Origin of the sequence: Polaromonas glacialis, from assembly GCF_000709345.1 — a bacterium.
Lineage (GTDB): Bacteria > Pseudomonadota > Gammaproteobacteria > Burkholderiales > Burkholderiaceae_C > Polaromonas > Polaromonas glacialis.
This window is the reverse complement of sequence record NZ_KL448324.1, coordinates 297,445-312,579: the sequence shown is the minus strand read 5'-3', so window position 1 is coordinate 312,579 and position 15,135 is coordinate 297,445. Positions and strand designations below refer to the sequence as shown.

Sequence of the window (15,135 nt, the reverse complement as noted above, 5' to 3'; positions counted from 1 at the left end):
GGCACCCCTTCACGGGAGAACAATCTATGATGCGTTTTCTTCTGGGCCGCCTGGCCAATGGCGCCATCGTGATGGTGCTGGTGTCCATCCTCTCGTTTTCCCTGTTCAACTTCATCGGCGACCCGGTCAGCAATCTGGTCGGGGAAACCGCCACGGTGGATGAGCGCGATGCCATGCGCCGTTCGCTGGGACTCGACCAGCCCTTGCCCCTGCAGTACCTGAAGTTTGTCGGGCGTGCGGTGCAGGGTGAGTTTGGCGTGTCCTACCGCAACATCGAACCGGTGTCGCGCGTGATTGCCAGCCGCCTGCCCGCCACGCTGGAGCTCAGCCTGGTGGCGGCCGTGCTGGCGCTAGGGGTGGGTATTCCGATGGGGGTGTATGCCGGGCTCAAGCCGCGCTCGCTGTTGACGCGCGGCTTGCAAGTCGTCTCGCTGATCGGAATTTCCGTGCCCTCGTTCGTGACCGGCATCATCCTGATCCTGGTCTTTTCGATCTACCTGAACTGGCTGCCTTCGTTCGGACGGGGCGACACCGTGCTGCTGGGCGTCTGGAGCACAGGTTTTCTGACGGCCAGCGGCTGGAAGTCCCTGGTGATGCCGGCCATCACGCTGGCGCTGTTCCAACTGACGCTCTTCATGCGCCTGACGCGGACCCAGATGATGGAAGTGCTGCGCAGCGAATACATCAAGTTTGCGCGGGCACGCGGCTTGCGTGAGCGCTCCATCAACTACCGACATGCACTGAAAAACACGCTGATTCCCATCATCACCGTGGCCGGGCTTCAGCTGGGCTCCATGATCGCGTTTTCCATCATCACCGAAACCGTGTTCCAGTGGCCCGGCCTGGGCCTGCTCATCATCCAGGCCATCAATTTCGGCGATGTGCCGGTCATTGCCGCCTACCTCTTGCTGATCGCCCTGCTGTTTGTGCTGATCAACATGGCGGTTGATCTTTTGTATTTTGCCGTTGACCCGCGCCTGCGCGCGCAACGCTAAGGAGCCGGCGATGAGCAACATGATGCTGACCCTGCGCCGGTGGCGCGAAACCGATCTGGTGTGGAGCCTGGGCCGCTCGCCCGAGGCCTGGATTTCTGCGCTGGTTCTGCTGCTGTACCTGAGCATGGCGCTGTTGGCGCCCTGGCTGGCGCCGCAAAATCCGTTCGATATTGCAGCGCTCGACCTGCTTGATGCGCGCCTGCCGCCGGCATGGACTGAAGGCGGCCAGCTGAAATACCTGTTGGGTACCGACGGCCAAGGCCGCGACATGGTTTCGGTGATGCTTTACGGACTGCGGGTGTCGCTACTGGTAGGCGTGATGTCCACCCTGCTGTCGCTGGTGGTAGGCGTGACCCTGGGGCTGGTTGCCGGGTATGTGGGCGGACGCATTGACAACCTCATCATGCGGGCGGCCGATGTGCAACTGAGTTTTCCGGCCATTTTGGTGGCCTTGCTGATCGACGGGCTGTCGCGCACAGTGCTGCCGCGGGCCCTGCACGAACAGCTCTCGCTGGCGATCGTGGTCATGGCGATTGCGCTGGCCAACTGGGTGCAATACGCCCGGACGGTGCGAGGCGTGACCATGATCGAAAAGGACAAGGACTATGTCAATGCGGTGCGACTGATCGGCATGGGCCGGGCGCGCATCCTGTTTCGCCATGTGCTGCCCAACATTTTGAGCCCGGTGCTGGTGATTGCCACTTTGTCCATCGGCCTGGCGGTGTTGACCGAGGCCACGCTGAGCTTTCTGGGCCTGGGCGTTCCGGCGACCTCGCCTTCACTGGGCACGCTGATACGGCTGGGCAACGAGGTGCTGTTTTCCGGCGAATGGTGGATCACCGTGCTGCCGGGCCTGCTGCTGATCGGCCTGGTGCTCAGTGTCAACCTGTTTGGTGACTGGCTGCGCGATGCGCTCAATCCACGATTGAAATAACCATGACCAATTCCAATACATCGCCCGGGGCCGGTCCCCTGCTTTCCGTGCGCGGCCTGCGCGTGCAGATTCCGACGCGACACGGCGTCCTGACCGCGCTCGATGACGTGAGTTTCGACATCGCCCGCGGAGAGATCCTCGGCTTCGTGGGCGAATCGGGCGCCGGCAAATCACTGACCGGCATGGCTGTGCTGGGCCTGCTGGACGCGCCCGCGCATATTGCCGCCGGTGAAATCATCTTCGACGGCCAGCCCCTACACCGGCTTCCGGCAGCGCAGATGCGCAAGCTGCGCGGCCGGCGCATAGGCGCCATATTTCAGGACCCGCTGCTCAGCCTGAACCCCTTGCTCACGGTCGGCGCCCAGCTGACCGAGACCATGCGCACCCACCTGCCCATGACAGGTGCCGAAGCGCGCGCGCGCGCCATCGAGTGGCTGCGGCAAGTCGGCATTCCTTCGCCGGCCGAACGGGTGGATGCCTATCCGCACCAGTTTTCCGGTGGCATGCGCCAGCGCATCGTGATCGCACTGGCGCTGTGCGCCGAGCCCGACCTGGTGATTGCCGACGAACCCACGACGGCGCTTGATGTGTCGGTGCAAGCGCAGGTGCTGGAATTGCTGCGCTCGCAATGCCGCGAACGCGGCACCGCCGTATTGCTGGTCACCCATGACATGGGTGTGATTTCCGAAAATGCCGACCGGGTCGCCGTCATGTACGCCGGCCATATTGCCGAGACCGGCCCGGTGGCCCAGATCGTGAACCGGCCGCGTCACCCCTATACACGGGGCTTGATGGGCTCGATCCCGCCGGTTGACCAGGATGTCCGGTGGCTGCAGCAGATTGACGGCGCCATGCCGCGGCTCGCGTCGCGGCCTACAGGCTGCGCATTTCACCCGCGTTGCAAGCATGCCAGTGCGCAGTGCGTGGCACATCGGCCGCAGCCGCACCAGCTGGATCAGGTGCTGGTGGCCTGCTGGCATCCTCAGCAAAGCCTCGCCATGACGGGAGTTGCCGCATGAGCACGCCTTACCTCAGTGTTAAAAATCTGTCGCGTGAGTTCAAGGCCCAGGGACGCAGGGTGCGTGCCGTCGACAACGTCAGCTTTGACATTCCCGTCGGCACGACCTTCAGCCTGGTGGGTGAGTCCGGTTGCGGTAAAACCACGCTGGCCCGTGTGGTGGCCGGGCTGGACCTGCCGAGTGCGGGCGCTATGGTGTTCGGCGCACCGTCAGACGGCCGCGTTCACCGTACCCAGATGATTTTTCAGGACCCGTATGCCTCACTCAATCCACGCTGGCGTGTTGGCGAAGCGATTGCCGAATCGATCACCTTCCAAAAGCTGCGCCCGTTCGCCGACGTGAGGCAGCGCGTCGAAGACTTGCTGGTCCGCGTGGGCCTGTCGGCGGCCGATACTGCCAAGTTTCCGCACGAATTTTCTGGCGGCCAGCGCCAGCGTGTTTCCATTGCGCGCGCACTGGCCGGTGAGCCGAGTTTTCTGGTCTGCGACGAGCCCACCTCGGCGCTGGATGTGTCGGTACAGGCACAAATCCTGAACCTGCTCAAGCGCCTGGAAAAAGAGGAGGGTCTGACCAGCCTCTTCATCAGCCATAACCTGGCGGTGGTGCGCTTTGTTTCTTCCATGATAGGCGTGATGTACCTCGGACGCCTGGTGGAGGTCGCGCCCACGGCCGAGTTGTTTGCCGCGCCGCGCCACCCCTACACCCAGCTGCTGCTGGAGGCCATTCCGCGCATCGGCCAGGGCCGCCGCGCCGTCAGCCTGCCCACGGGCGAGCTGCCCAGCCCGCTGGCGCCGCCGCCCGGCTGCACCTTTCACCCGCGTTGCCCCATCGCCATGGACATCTGCCGCAAGGAAGCCCCGGCCTTGCTGCCGGTGGCCAACGGCGCCTCCGCTGCCTGCCATGCCGTGGGCAGTGGCAGCCAGCCGGTGCGCTTCATGCCTGGCGCTGCCCATGCCGCCTCTTCCTTTTCACTTGCCTGAATGACCCCATGATTGAACACATAGATCTTTTGATAGAGCACGGCACCGTCATCAGCATGGACGCCGAGCGCCGCGTCATTGAAGACGGCGCCGTGGCGGTCAAGGCTGACCGCATTGTGGCCGTCGGCACCACCGCCGAGTTGCGCGCGCGTTTTACGGCCGCCAAGACCATCAACGCCTACCGCAAGGCGGTGTTGCCGGGCTTGATTGACAGCCATGCCCACGCCGGGCACGGCATGCTCCGCACCATGGGCGCGGGTGATCCGAACGCGTGGATGGCCGCCTGCGCCGTGATTTACACCTCGGCATCGGATGAGCAGTTCTGGCGCGCCGAATCGGCCATGACCTCGCTGGAGCGGCTCAAGGCCGGCGTGACGACGGGCGTGTCGCTGTTTGGCGGCGGCGACTCCATCATGCGTGTTGACGATCCCAAATATGCCAAAGCGCATTGCGATGCGGTGGCGCGTTCCGGCACGCGTTCTGTGGTGGCGGTGGGGCCTTCACGTCCCTCGGCACCCACACGTTACGTGGACTGGGCCACCGAACCGCCAAGCTCGCGCGATATTGATGCGGCCACCATGCTGGAAGTCTGCAACAAGATCATCGATGAGAATCATGGACGGGCCGACGGCCGGCTGAACATCGCCGTGACACTGCCGGTGTTTGCGCCCATGCACGAGCCCGATCACGGCCTGCTGCGCGAGGAATTTCACCGTCAGGCCGGCGATTATTTCCGCCTGGCCAAGGAGCGCGGCCTGACCTTCACCCAGGACGGCCACCGCACCGGCACGCTGGCGCTGGCGCACAGCGAGCTCGGCCTGCTGGGCCCGACCTCCTTCATGTCGCACTGCATCGACCTGAGCGAAGAAGACATTGCGGTGACCCAGGACACCCACACCCGCATAGTGCACAACCCCAGCGCCATCATGTCGATTCGCGGCCGCTGCCCGGTGCCCGAGCTGATCGATGCGGGCGTGATCGTGGCGATTGGCTCCGACGGCTCGGCCCCGGATCGCGGCTACGACATGTTCCGCCACATGTTCCAGTGCATGCACTACCATCGCCGGCATTTCCGCGACGCTGGTGTGCTGCCGCATGGCAAGGTGCTGGAGATGGTGACGATTGATGCCGCGCGGGCGCTGTCCATGGATCATGAGATTGGCTCGCTGGAAGTCGGCAAGAAGGCCGACATCATCCTGGTGGACCTGTTCAAGCCGCACCTGATGCCGCTGAACATGCCGGTCTACCGCATCACCTGCTTTGCCAATGCGGCCGATGTGAGCACCACCATCGTCAATGGCCGCATCCTGATGGAAGACCGCCAGGTGCTGAGTGTCAACGAGGGCGAAATCCTGGAAGAGGTGAATGTTGCCGCCGAGCGCATGCTGGACCGCAGCGGGCTGCGCCATCTGACCGAGTCGCCCGCCCGCTTGTGGGGCGCCAGCCATTATTGAAATTGTGAAGGATTAAGCATGCAAGACCTAGTCATACGGGGCGCTCGCCCCTGGGGCGGCGAGACCACCGACATTGCCGTACGCAATGGCCGCATCGCCGCGATCGGCTCCGATCTTCCGGCCGCGCCGGGCGACGAAATGATTGACGCGCGTGGCTGTCTCGCCATTCCCGGCCTGGTGGACGCGCACGCCCATATCGACAAGACGCTCTGGGGTACGCCCTGGCATCCGCACCAGGCCGGCCCCAGCCTGATGGAAAAAATCAACAACGAGCGGCAGGTACTTGCGGGTCTCGGTCTGTCGCCCGAAGTTCAGAGCGCCCGACTGCTCAGGCGCCTGATCGCCTGCGGCACCACCCATGTGCGGACTCATGTCGATGTCGGCCCCGACGTCGGCCTGGCGCACCTGCACGGCGTCCAGGCGATGCGCGAAAAACACCGCGACTGGATAGACATTGACATCGTGGCCTTCCCGCAAACCGGCGTGATGATACGGCCTGGCACCTTGGACCTGCTGGAGCAAGCCGCGCGCGATGGTGCGGAAGTGATAGGCGGACTCGACCCCGTGGGCGTAGACCGTGACCCCAAAGGCCAGCTCGACGGACTCTTCGCCATTGCCGGCAAGCACGGTTGCGGCATCGACATCCACCTGCATGACCGCGGCGACCTGGGTGCGGTGACGATGGAGATGATTGCCGAACGCACGCGCAGCCTGGGTCTGGCCGGCAAGGTCGCCATCAGCCATGCCTTCTGCCTGGGCGGCGTCGAGCCCGCGCGTCTGGAGTCCCTCATCGCGCTGCTGCTGGAGAATGACATCGCGATCATGACCCACGCACCCGCGGGCGCCACACCCTTCCCGCCGATACGTCTGCTGCACGAGCGCGGCGTGCGGCTGTTCTCGGGTTCGGACGGCATTCGCGATACCTGGAGCCCGCTCAACAACGGCGACATGCTGGAGCGCGCCTTTCTGCTGGCCTACCGCAGCGGATTCCGCGACGATACCGGCATTGAAATCGCTTTGCGCATGGCCACTTATGGCGGCGCGCAGGTGATGGGCGTGGCGAACTATGGCCTGACGGTCGGATCGGCCGCCGACCTGGTGCTGGTCGAGGCCGAAACCGCTGCCGAGGCCGTCGCCTACCACCCGGTGCGCCGGCTGGTGCTCAAGCGCGGCCGTGTGGTCGCCCGTGATGGGCGCTCCTTGTTGCCAGAGAGTGAATGTTTCCCTTCCTGCTTCAACGCGATAGCTTCTTCCCCATCTTGAACACCATTACCCCTGCTTACCTGAGAGGCCCCCTTGTCATCTTTTTTTTCCTCCAAGCGTCATGTTTTGATTCGCGCCTGCATTCTCGCGACCATGACGGTAGCTCCGGCGCTGACAGTCCTGTCCCACGCGCAGGAATGGCCGGGCAAGAAACCCATCACCCTGGTACTGGGGTTTCCTGCAGGCGGCAGCGCCGACATCGTGGCGCGCACCATTGCCGAGCCACTGGGCAAGCGCCTGGGCGCCACCATCATCGTGGAGAACCTCAGCGGCGCTGCCGGCACGATTGCCGGCCAGAAGGTCGTGAATGCCGCGCCTGACGGCTATACCCTGCTCATGGGATCAAGCAGCGAGGTGACGATTGCGCGCATGTTCAATCCCGCCGTCAAGTACAACGGTGAAACCGACCTCTCGCACATAGGACTGATAGGTGTGCAGCCCTTGATGCTCGTTGCCGGCCCCAAGTCGGGCGTGAAGACCCTCGAGGAGGCCTTGGCCAAAGCCAGGCGCGAACCGAACACCATGAGCTTTGCCTCCTCGGGCGTTGGCTCGGCCCTGCATGTGGCCGGCGAGCTGCTGAACCAGAAGGCCGGCATCAAGATCGACCATGTGCCCTACCGCGGCGCTCAGCAAATGACGATAGACATCGCGGGCGGCAACGTGGACTTTGGTTTCCTGGGGCCACCGACCGCCATGCCGCATATCGAGTCGGGCAAGATGATTGCGCTGGCCGTCACGTCCGCCGGTCGCACCCGTGTCGCCCCGCAGGTTCCGGCCCTGTCGGAAGCAGCCGCACTCAAGGGTTTCGAGATCACGCTCTGGAACGGACTGTTCGGCCCGGCCAAGCTGCCGGCACCGATGGTGGCGCGTCTGAACAAGGCGCTAAATGAGGTGATTCAGGAGCCGCAGGTGTGGCAGAAGCTGCAGAAGGCGGGTGTCACGACCGAAGGCGGCACACCGCAGGAATTCAGCCGGCGCATCCGTGATGAAGCGCAGCGCGTGCGCAGTGTGGCGCCGTCGACCATGCCCGCCGGCGCGGGTGCCTGAGCCGGCACAGGGAATGAGTGAACGGATTCGAGGTTTTTTTGTTATTTTTTGAATTCAGGAGTTTTGTATGAGTCAATTTGTTTTCACCAAAAGGCGCTTGCTGCAGCTTGCCGTTGCGAGCGCCGCGCTGGCCAACTCGATGGTCTGGGCGCAAGCCTGGCCCACGGGCCGTCCCATCACGATGGTGGTGGGTTTTCCGGCCGGCGGCAGCGCCGACATGATTGCGCGCACCATTGCCGAGCCCTTGGGCAAGCGCCTCGGTACGCCGGTCGTGATCGAAAACGTCAGCGGCGCGGGCGGCACCATCGCCGGCCAGAAGGTGGTCAATGCCGCCGCCGACGGTTACACCCTGTTCATAGCCTCGGGCAGCGAGGTGTCGATCGCCCGCTTGTTCAACCCGGCCATCAAATACAACGGCGAGACCGACTTCACGCCCATCGGCCTGATCGGCGATGTGCCCTTGGTGCTGGTGGCCAGTCCCAAGTCTGGCCTCAAGACCACGCAGGAGGCGCTCGCCAAGGCCAAGCGTGACCCGGGCGCTCTGAGCTATGCCTCCTCCGGCATTGGCACCGTGTTGCATGTGGCGGGCGAGCTGCTGAACCAGAAGGCCGGAACCCAAATCACCCACGTGCCTTACCGGGGCGCGTCTCAGATGGCGATTGACGTCGCCGGCGGCAACATTGAGTTGGCGTATTTCATGACGCCCACGGCCTTGCCGCACATAGAGACCGGCAAGATGGTGGCGCTAGGCGTCACCACCCCGGGCCGTTCCCGCGCTGCGCCGCAAATCCCCGCGCTCTCGGAAACCCCTGCGCTCAAGGGCTATGACATCAGCCTGTGGAACGGCTTGTTTGGCCCCGCCAAAATGCCGCCCACCATCACGGCGCGCCTGAACAAAGAGCTCAATGAGGTCTTGCGCGAGCCCGTGGTATGGCAAAAACTCCAGAAGGCGGGTGTTGAAACCCAAGGGAGCACGCCGCAGGCGCTGACGCAGCGGATTCGCGATGAGGTTAAAAAGGTTCAAAGTATTGCACCTGTTGAAATGAAGGGCGCCCGCTAAGCTCGGCTACAAGGGCGTCCCCACGTTTGTCAAACAGATTTCCACCGTGGTTGAATCGCGCAGCGATTGACCCACGGAACCTGACTTCTTCATTTCATCGTCACCCTGTCGATGCTGTGTCGTCGCCTGGTGAGCGCAAGGCATGTGGACGGCGAGACTACAACCGGTCATTTCTTGCTGCGTTGACTTGCAGCGGACCCTGATGAAAGACGCGCGCCAAGGGCTCCATTCTTCCACTTTCCCCAAGAGAAGTTCATGCGGTAGAGCCGCTTATGGGCGACTTCAGGCACTCCGCCCCAGAGCGCAGCGCCAGCGCCACCAGCCCGCGGTATGCGGGTTTGTCGCCCCAGCGCGGCGCGGCATCAAGCAGGCTCAGGCCGGGCCATCTTGTCAACAACTGGCCCAGAACGATCCGGGCCTCCATCAGCGTGAGCGCTGCCCCGATGCACACATGCGGCCCAGAGCCAAAGGCGAGCGAGGCAACTTGGTGGCGTTCGATGTCGAGCACATCGGGGTCGTGGTAGCGCGCCGGGTCGCGGCCGGCCGCGCCGATCATGGCCAGCACCAGTTCACCCCGGCGCAACTGCCGGCCATGGAGCACCATATCGGCCGCCACGCGCCGCCCGGTGTACTGCACCGGGCTTTCAAAGCGCAAGAGTTCTCGCACCGCACTGGGCAGCAGTTCGGGCTCGCGCGCTAGGCGCTGCCACTGCGCCGGGTGGGCGAGCAGGGCCTGCACGCTGCTCCCCAGCAGGTGACGCGTGGTTTCATGGCCGGCGAAAAGCAGCATCGCGCACTGCGCGAGCAACTCGGCGCCGCCTTTAATCTCGCCCCTGGACTGGGCCTGCGCCAGACGGCTGACCAGATCGTCGCCCGGCGTTTTACGTTTAAGCACTAAGAGCGACTCAAAATAACGCCCCATCGCCAGCAGGCTAGCCTGCGCGCTTCTCGCCTGCGCGCGCGTAGGCTGCGCCTCGCCGATGAAGCTGGCCAGATCCTCCGACCAAGCCATGAAGTCCTTATGAGGCTGATCAATGCCCAGCACCAGCGCCATCACCTGCACCGGCAGGGGCCGGGCCACGGCCTCGATGAAGTCAAACGTCCCGGCTTGCTCTACCCGATCAACCCGATCGAGCAGCTCGGTGACGACCTGCTCGATGTGCGGAGCCAGCCCCTGCAGGATGTCGGGGCGAAAGCCGGCATTGAGCACCTTACGTATGCGCGGGTGATCGGGCGCATCGAGAAACAGCAGCGCGCGGGCAAACAGCGCCTGGAATCCCTTGAGCTCGCCCGGCGCCGCCTCGCGATCCTTGACCCAGGCGCCGGTGCGCTGCGCCGAAAACCGCGGATCTTGGAGCACCTGCTGGACATCGGCATGGCGCGTGACCAGCCAGGCGCCGCCGAAAAACTCGTCGCTCCAATGGATCGGGCCGGCTTCCTGCCAGGCGCGGTAGGCCGGATAGGGATTGGCCATGAACGCTGGAGTGACAAGCGAGCCTTGCAGCGCCGGGGCACCCGGCCTCAGGACGACACTCACGCGCCCTTAGCCTTGCTGCTGCGCTTCGGGCCGAGCGCCCTGGGCTTTGAGGCCCAGGCGCTCAAACAGCTGGCGGTCGCGCTCGGCCTGCGGGTTGCTCGTCGTGAGCAGCCGGTCGCCGTAGAAAATCGAGTTGGCGCCAGCGAGCAGGCACAGCGCCTGCACGCTGTCGTCCATCTGCTCGCGCCCGGCCGACAATCGCACTATGGTGCGCGGCATGGTGATGCGCGCTGCGGCAATGGTGCGCACGAACTCGAACGGATCGAGCGGCGGCGCATCGGCCAGCAGCGTGCCGGGCACAGCGACCAGGTTGTTGATCGGCACAGATTCGGGGTAAGGCTCGAGGTTGGCCAGCTCGGCGATGAGTCCTGCGCGCTGCAGGCGGCTCTCGCCCATGCCGACGATGCCGCCGCAGCACACGTTGATGCCGGCCTGGCGTACATGGTCCAGCGTGTCCAGCCGGTCCTGGTAGGTGCGCGTGGTGATGATCTCGCCGTAGAACTCGGGCGAGCTGTCCAGGTTGTGGTTGTAGTAGTCCAGGCCCGCCTCCTTCAGGGCCTGCGCCTGGCTGGCCTCCAACATGCCCAGCGTCATGCAGGTTTCCAGGCCCAGGGCGCGGACCTCGCGCACCATCTCGGTCACGTTCTCCATGTCGCGCTCCTTGGGGCTGCGCCAGGCCGCACCCATGCAAAAGCGCGTGGCGCCCTGGTCCTTGGCGGCCTGCGCGGCGGCCATTACCTCGCCAAGGGGCATCAGTTTCGTGGCGGCGACGCCGCTGTCGGCGCTGGCCGCTTGCGGGCAGTAGCCGCAGTCCTCGGCGCAGCCGCCGGTCTTGATCGACAGCAGCGTGGAGAGCTGCACCTCGTTGGCATCGAAGCTCTCGCGGTGCACCTGCTGGGCTTGAAACAGCAGGTCCATGAACGGCAGCGCGTACAGCGCGGCCACGTCGGCGACGGCCCAGCGCAGCGGCGCGGGCGGCGCGTTCGAAGAAGCGTTCACAGGCGCCGGGGTACGGCGCAAGCGGGACACGTCAATGGTAGCAATTGGGGCAAGGGTAGTCATTCAGGCGCTCTTAAATAGGCAGGAGGAAGGCAAGGGAAGGTGGTCAAACACCTTGTGGAGGGCCGCAGCGTCCAGATGGGCGGCCACGGCGGCGGGGGTCGGCGCATCCAGCCAGGGCACGAGCCCCAGGCAGGGCGCCCGGTGGCGGCGCATCAGTTCGTGGCGCAAGCTGGCCAGGTTGCTTTCCCGCTGCGCCATGGCGGGATCAACGGTATTGGCCACCCAGCCGGCCAGCGGCAAGCCGCGCGCCCGAATCGCCTCGGCCGTCAGCAGCGCATGGCTGAGGCAGCCCAGGCGCAGGCCGATCACCAGAATCACGGGCAGTCCCAGGGCCATTGCCAGGTCGGCCGTGTCCCAGCCAGGGCCGAGCGGCACGCAAAAGCCGCCCACGCCCTCGACCACCAGGGCGTCGGCGCGGCCGGCCAGATGGCGCGCGGCCGCCATGAGGGTCGCCGGGTCGATGCGCCGGCCCTCCAGGGCGGCGGCAATCTCGGGCGCGCAGGCGGCCTTGAGTTGCAGCGGCCCGACTTCCGTCTCGGTGAGGTGAACCGAGCCGGCCTGGCGCAGGGCCTGCACGTCCTCATTGACCGGCTGGCCATCTATCAGTGTTGTGCCTGCCGCCACAGGTTTAAAGCCCGCGCTGCGCCAGCCTTGGCTGGCGCACCAGTGCAGGAGCGCCGCGCTGACTTCGGTTTTGCCTACGGCCGTGTCGGTGCCGGCGACAAAGCAGCCGCGCAGCGCTGGCGCTGGCAGGCCAGAGGCGGCTGGGCCCCCACTCATCTCTGTCTTCATGTCCGTGTTCCTGTCATGTCCCGCGCGGCCTGCCCCAGGCCGGCGAGCAGCTGCGCCACATCGCCTGCGCTGTGCGCGGCGCTCAGCGTGATGCGCAGCCGGGCCGTGCCCAGCGGCACCGTGGGCGGGCGGATGGCCGGCACCCACAAGCCTTGCCTGTCGAGCGCGGCCATCAGCGCCAGCGCCGCTTCGTTGCTGCCCACGATCAAGGGCTGGATCGCGGTGCTGGAAGGGGTTACAAGCCAGCCCAGCGCCGGGTGCGCAGCGATCAAAGCCGCCAGCCCGGCGCGCAGCTGACGTATCCGCTGCTGCAAGTGCGCGCGCCGGGCGTCGCCTTCGCTGCTGGCGATCAGGCGCAGGCTTTCGCGCAGCGCATGGGCCAGCGCCGGCGCCGCGGCGGTGGTGTAGAGGTAGGCGCGGGCGGACTGCACCAGCGCGTCGATGATGGCCGGGTGCGCCGCGACAAAGGCGCCGCCCACGCCGGCGGCCTTGCCCAGCGTGCCCATGTAGACCAGGCGCTCGCTGGAGAGGCCAAAGTGCCCCAAGGCGCCCCGGCCCCCTTCGCCCAGCACGCCAAAGCCGTGCGCATCGTCCACGATCAGCCAGGCGTCAAAGCGCTCGGCCAGCGCCAGGAGCGCCGGCAGGTCGGCCACGTCGCCGTCCATGCTGAAGACCGCATCGGTCACGATCAGCTTGACCGGCGCCGTGCAGCCTTGCAGCTGGCGCGCCAGGACCGTGAGATTGCCGTGGGCATAGCGCTGCAGCGGCGCGCGGGCCAGCAGCGCGCCGTCGACGAGCGAGGCGTGGTTGAGCTTGTCGGCAAAAATTGCCGCGCTGGCGCCGCCCAGCGCGGTGAGCAGCGCCAAGTTGGCCATGAAGCCGGTGCCAAAGTACAGGGCCTGCGCCTGCGGGATGCACGGCGCCAGCCAGGCGGCCAGGTCGTCCTCGAGCGCGGCGTGCGCGCGCGAGTGCCCGCTGATCAGGTGCGAGGCGCCGCTGCCCGCGCCGAACCGCCGCGCGCCCTCGGCCAGCGCGGCGACCAGCGCCGGGTGGTTGGCCAGGCCCAGGTAGTCGTTGCTGCCAAAGCCCAGCAGCGAGAGCGCCGCTTCGCCCTCCCGGCTGAACGCTTGGCGCGGCGCGCACGGCGACTCGGCAATGCGGCGCTGGCGCGCCAGGCCCTGCGCCTGGCGCTCAAGCCGTAGGCGGTTCAGGTGCTCGAGCAGCATCGCAGGACTCCGGGGTTTGGCGCAGCACATCGTCCAGTGTGGCCAGCAGCTGCCGGGCCAGCCAGGCCGACAGTTCATCGTCCAGCACATACGGCGGCATCAGGTACACCGTGCGGCCGATCGGGCGGATCAGCAGTTCGCGCTTGCGCCCCGCCAGATGGAAGCGCTCGGCAAAGCGAGGACCGGCGAAGGATTCGCGCACGTCAAAAGCCCAGATCATGCCGATCTGGCGAACGTGCTCGAGGCGCGCATCGAGCCACAGCGGCGCCAGCGCGGCGCTCAGGCCGGCCGCCTGCTGCCGGTTGCGCGCCAGCACGTCGTCCTGCGCGAACCGGTCGAGCACGGCCAGTGCCGCGCGGCAGGCCAGCGCGTTGCCGCTGTAGGAGTGCGAGTGCAAAAAGCCGCGCGCCACGTCGTCGTCGAGAAAAGCCTCGTAGACGCGGTCCCGCGAGAGCACCAGGGACAGCGGCAGGTAGCCCCCGCTGATGCCCTTGGACAGGCAGATCAGGTCGGGCCAGAGGCGCTCCTGCCCGGGCAGCGTTGCCTGCTCGAAGGCAAAGAAGGTGCCGGTGCGCCCGCAGCCCACGGCAATCTCGTCGGCGATCAGCAGCACGTCGTACTCGTCGCACAGCGCGCGCGCGGCGCGCAGGTAGGCCGCATCGTGCATCGCCATGCCGGCAGCGCCCTGCACCAGGGGTTCGAGGATCAAGGCGGCGATGTGCTCGTGGCGCGCGGCAAAAAGAGCTTGGAGGTCCGCGGCGGCGCGCAGCGCGACGTCAAGCGCGCCCTCGCCGGGTAGCGCCTGGCGCGCGTCGGGCGACATCGCCTGGTGCGCGCGCATCAGCAGCGGGTCGTACGCGTCGCGAAACACCGCCACGTCGGTGACGGCAAGGGCTCCCAGGGTTTCGCCGTGGTAACCGTGGCGCAGGCAGACGAACTCGCGCTTGGCCGGCTGGCCCCGGTTGCGCCAGTGGTGAAAGCTCATCTTCAGGGCAATTTCCACCGCCGAGGCGCCGTCGCTGGCGAAAAAGCAGTGGCCGAGCACGCCGCCCGTCAGCGCCGAGAGCCGCTCGGCCAGCTCGACGGCAGGCCGGTGGGTACAGCTGGCCAGCATGATGTGGGGCAGCGTGTCCAACTGGTCCTTGAGCGCGGCGTTGATGCGCGCATCGGCGTGGCCGAAGAGGTTCACCCACCACGAACTGCTGGTGTCGAAGTAACGCCGCCCGGCGTCGTCAAACAGCCAGGGGCCTTCGCCACGCACGATGGCCAGGGGCGGCACGGCAGCCGCGCGCTGCATCTGCGTGCACGGGTGCCAGACCGCTGCCAGGCTGCGCCGGGAGAGGGAAACCAGGGAAGAAGCGGACACGCTGCCGGGAGTTGGCATCACAGCTGCTGGGTTGGCACTTGGTGGCGCAGCGCGGTCTGGCGGTTTTGGTCGTTCACGAACACCAGCTGGGGTTGATGGCTGGCCACCTGGCCCTCATCCACCTGGGCAAAGGCGGCGATGATGAGCAGGTCGCCGCTGCAGGCGCGGCGCGCGGCCGAGCCGTTGACCGAAATCATCCCTGAGCCGCGCTCGCCCTTGATGGCGTACGTGATGAAGCGCTCGCCGTTGTTGATGTTCCAGATGTGGACCTGCTCGTTCTCGGCAATGTTGGCCGCCTCAAGGAGGTCCTCGTCGATGGCGCACGAGCCCTCGTAGTGCAGCTCGCAGTGGGTTACTGCAACTCGGTGAATCTTGGATTTGAGCAAGGTTCGAAACATCA

14 protein-coding genes are annotated in these 15,135 nt (G+C 66.0%); 8 read left to right on the top strand and 6 right to left on the bottom strand.

Features of this window, described 5'->3' with window-relative positions; translation table 11 throughout:
- The first annotated feature begins 26 nt into the window (after positions 1 to 26).
- The 8 genes from EC86_RS0121750 to EC86_RS0121715 all read left to right on the top strand — a co-directional run bounded on the left by EC86_RS0121750 (position 27) and on the right by EC86_RS0121715 (position 8,752).
- Positions 27 to 995 (top strand): ABC transporter permease, encoded by a 969-nt coding sequence (locus tag EC86_RS0121750; RefSeq protein ID WP_029527957.1) that lies wholly within the window; start codon positions 27 to 29, stop codon positions 993 to 995.
- A 19-nt stretch (positions 996 to 1,014) separates the two neighbouring features.
- The gene (locus tag EC86_RS0121745; protein ID WP_029527956.1) at positions 1,015 to 1,929 is read left to right on the top strand and encodes an ABC transporter permease; all 915 of its coding nucleotides are present in this window, start codon (positions 1,015 to 1,017) and stop codon (positions 1,927 to 1,929) included.
- Between the two features lie 2 nt (positions 1,930 to 1,931).
- Positions 1,932 to 2,948 carry an ABC transporter ATP-binding protein gene (locus EC86_RS0121740; protein WP_029527955.1) on the top strand — a complete coding sequence of 339 codons (1,017 nt, stop codon included), beginning with the start codon at positions 1,932 to 1,934 and terminating at the stop codon, positions 2,946 to 2,948.
- On the top strand, positions 2,945 to 3,928 hold the full coding sequence (locus tag EC86_RS0121735) for an ABC transporter ATP-binding protein (RefSeq protein WP_084181658.1): 984 nt from the start codon (positions 2,945 to 2,947) through the stop codon (positions 3,926 to 3,928). The genes EC86_RS0121740 and EC86_RS0121735 overlap by 4 nt, the downstream gene beginning before the upstream one ends.
- 8 nt (positions 3,929 to 3,936) lie before the next feature.
- A complete protein-coding gene (locus EC86_RS0121730) occupies positions 3,937 to 5,382 on the top strand; it encodes an amidohydrolase family protein (RefSeq protein WP_029527953.1) in 1,446 nt (481 codons plus the stop codon).
- 18 nt (positions 5,383 to 5,400) lie between these two features.
- Positions 5,401 to 6,645 (top strand): amidohydrolase family protein, encoded by a 1,245-nt coding sequence (locus EC86_RS0121725; RefSeq protein WP_051676246.1) that lies wholly within the window; start codon positions 5,401 to 5,403, stop codon positions 6,643 to 6,645.
- A gap of 93 nt (positions 6,646 to 6,738) precedes the next feature.
- Entirely contained in the window at positions 6,739 to 7,692 is a 954-nt protein-coding gene (locus EC86_RS0121720) for a Bug family tripartite tricarboxylate transporter substrate binding protein (RefSeq protein ID WP_084181667.1), read from the top strand.
- Between the two features lie 67 nt (positions 7,693 to 7,759).
- Positions 7,760 to 8,752: a Bug family tripartite tricarboxylate transporter substrate binding protein gene (locus EC86_RS0121715; RefSeq protein ID WP_029527950.1), complete on the top strand. Its 993-nt coding sequence runs from the start codon at positions 7,760 to 7,762 to the stop codon at positions 8,750 to 8,752.
- Between the two features lie 253 nt (positions 8,753 to 9,005).
- On the opposite strand, the gene EC86_RS0121710 is transcribed toward EC86_RS0121715, so the two are convergent.
- Genes EC86_RS0121710 through panD form a run of 6 tightly spaced genes read right to left on the bottom strand, consistent with a single transcriptional unit; the run spans position 9,006 to position 15,133 of the window.
- The gene (locus EC86_RS0121710; protein WP_029527949.1) at positions 9,006 to 10,289 is read right to left on the bottom strand and encodes a cytochrome P450; all 1,284 of its coding nucleotides are present in this window, start codon (positions 10,287 to 10,289) and stop codon (positions 9,006 to 9,008) included.
- 6 nt (positions 10,290 to 10,295) lie between these two features.
- Positions 10,296 to 11,351, bottom strand: a complete 1,056-nt coding sequence (bioB, locus tag EC86_RS0121705) for a biotin synthase BioB (protein WP_029527948.1) — start codon at positions 11,349 to 11,351, stop codon at positions 10,296 to 10,298.
- On the bottom strand, positions 11,352 to 12,143 hold the full coding sequence (gene bioD, locus EC86_RS0121700) for a dethiobiotin synthase (RefSeq protein ID WP_232230001.1): 792 nt from the start codon (positions 12,141 to 12,143) through the stop codon (positions 11,352 to 11,354).
- Positions 12,140 to 13,369: an 8-amino-7-oxononanoate synthase gene (locus tag EC86_RS0121695; protein ID WP_029527946.1), complete on the bottom strand. Its 1,230-nt coding sequence runs from the start codon at positions 13,367 to 13,369 to the stop codon at positions 12,140 to 12,142. Before EC86_RS0121695 ends, bioD begins: the two co-directional genes overlap by 4 nt.
- On the bottom strand, positions 13,335 to 14,753 hold the full coding sequence (gene bioA, locus EC86_RS0121690; protein ID WP_084181657.1) for an adenosylmethionine--8-amino-7-oxononanoate transaminase: 1,419 nt from the start codon (positions 14,751 to 14,753) through the stop codon (positions 13,335 to 13,337). The genes EC86_RS0121695 and bioA overlap by 35 nt, the downstream gene beginning before the upstream one ends.
- Positions 14,753 to 15,133, bottom strand: coding sequence for an aspartate 1-decarboxylase (panD, locus tag EC86_RS0121685; protein WP_029527944.1), 381 nt, complete (start codon positions 15,131 to 15,133; stop codon positions 14,753 to 14,755). The genes bioA and panD overlap by 1 nt, the downstream gene beginning before the upstream one ends.
- Between the last annotated feature and the right edge of the window lie 2 nt (positions 15,134 to 15,135).

What these genes read in the sequence shown, in the direction of transcription:
- EC86_RS0121750 (WP_029527957.1), top strand. Translation starts at nt 27, where the DNA reads ATGATGCGTTTTCTTCTGGGCCGCCTGGCCAATGGCGCCATCGTGATG.
- EC86_RS0121745 (WP_029527956.1), top strand. Translation starts at nt 1,015, where the DNA reads ATGATGCTGACCCTGCGCCGGTGGCGCGAAACCGATCTGGTGTGGAGC.
- EC86_RS0121740 (WP_029527955.1), top strand. Translation starts at nt 1,932, where the DNA reads ATGACCAATTCCAATACATCGCCCGGGGCCGGTCCCCTGCTTTCCGTG.
- EC86_RS0121735 (WP_084181658.1), top strand. Translation starts at nt 2,945, where the DNA reads ATGAGCACGCCTTACCTCAGTGTTAAAAATCTGTCGCGTGAGTTCAAG.
- EC86_RS0121730 (WP_029527953.1), top strand. Translation starts at nt 3,937, where the DNA reads ATGATTGAACACATAGATCTTTTGATAGAGCACGGCACCGTCATCAGC.
- EC86_RS0121725 (WP_051676246.1), top strand. Translation starts at nt 5,401, where the DNA reads ATGCAAGACCTAGTCATACGGGGCGCTCGCCCCTGGGGCGGCGAGACC.
- EC86_RS0121720 (WP_084181667.1), top strand. Translation starts at nt 6,739, where the DNA reads ATGACGGTAGCTCCGGCGCTGACAGTCCTGTCCCACGCGCAGGAATGG.
- EC86_RS0121715 (WP_029527950.1), top strand. Translation starts at nt 7,760, where the DNA reads ATGAGTCAATTTGTTTTCACCAAAAGGCGCTTGCTGCAGCTTGCCGTT.
- bioB (WP_029527948.1), bottom strand. Translation starts at nt 11,351, where the DNA reads ATGACTACCCTTGCCCCAATTGCTACCATTGACGTGTCCCGCTTGCGC.
- bioD (WP_232230001.1), bottom strand. Translation starts at nt 12,143, where the DNA reads ATGAAGACAGAGATGAGTGGGGGCCCAGCCGCCTCTGGCCTGCCAGCG.
- EC86_RS0121695 (WP_029527946.1), bottom strand. Translation starts at nt 13,369, where the DNA reads ATGCTGCTCGAGCACCTGAACCGCCTACGGCTTGAGCGCCAGGCGCAG.
- bioA (WP_084181657.1), bottom strand. Translation starts at nt 14,753, where the DNA reads ATGCCAACTCCCGGCAGCGTGTCCGCTTCTTCCCTGGTTTCCCTCTCC.
- panD (WP_029527944.1), bottom strand. Translation starts at nt 15,133, where the DNA reads ATGTTTCGAACCTTGCTCAAATCCAAGATTCACCGAGTTGCAGTAACC.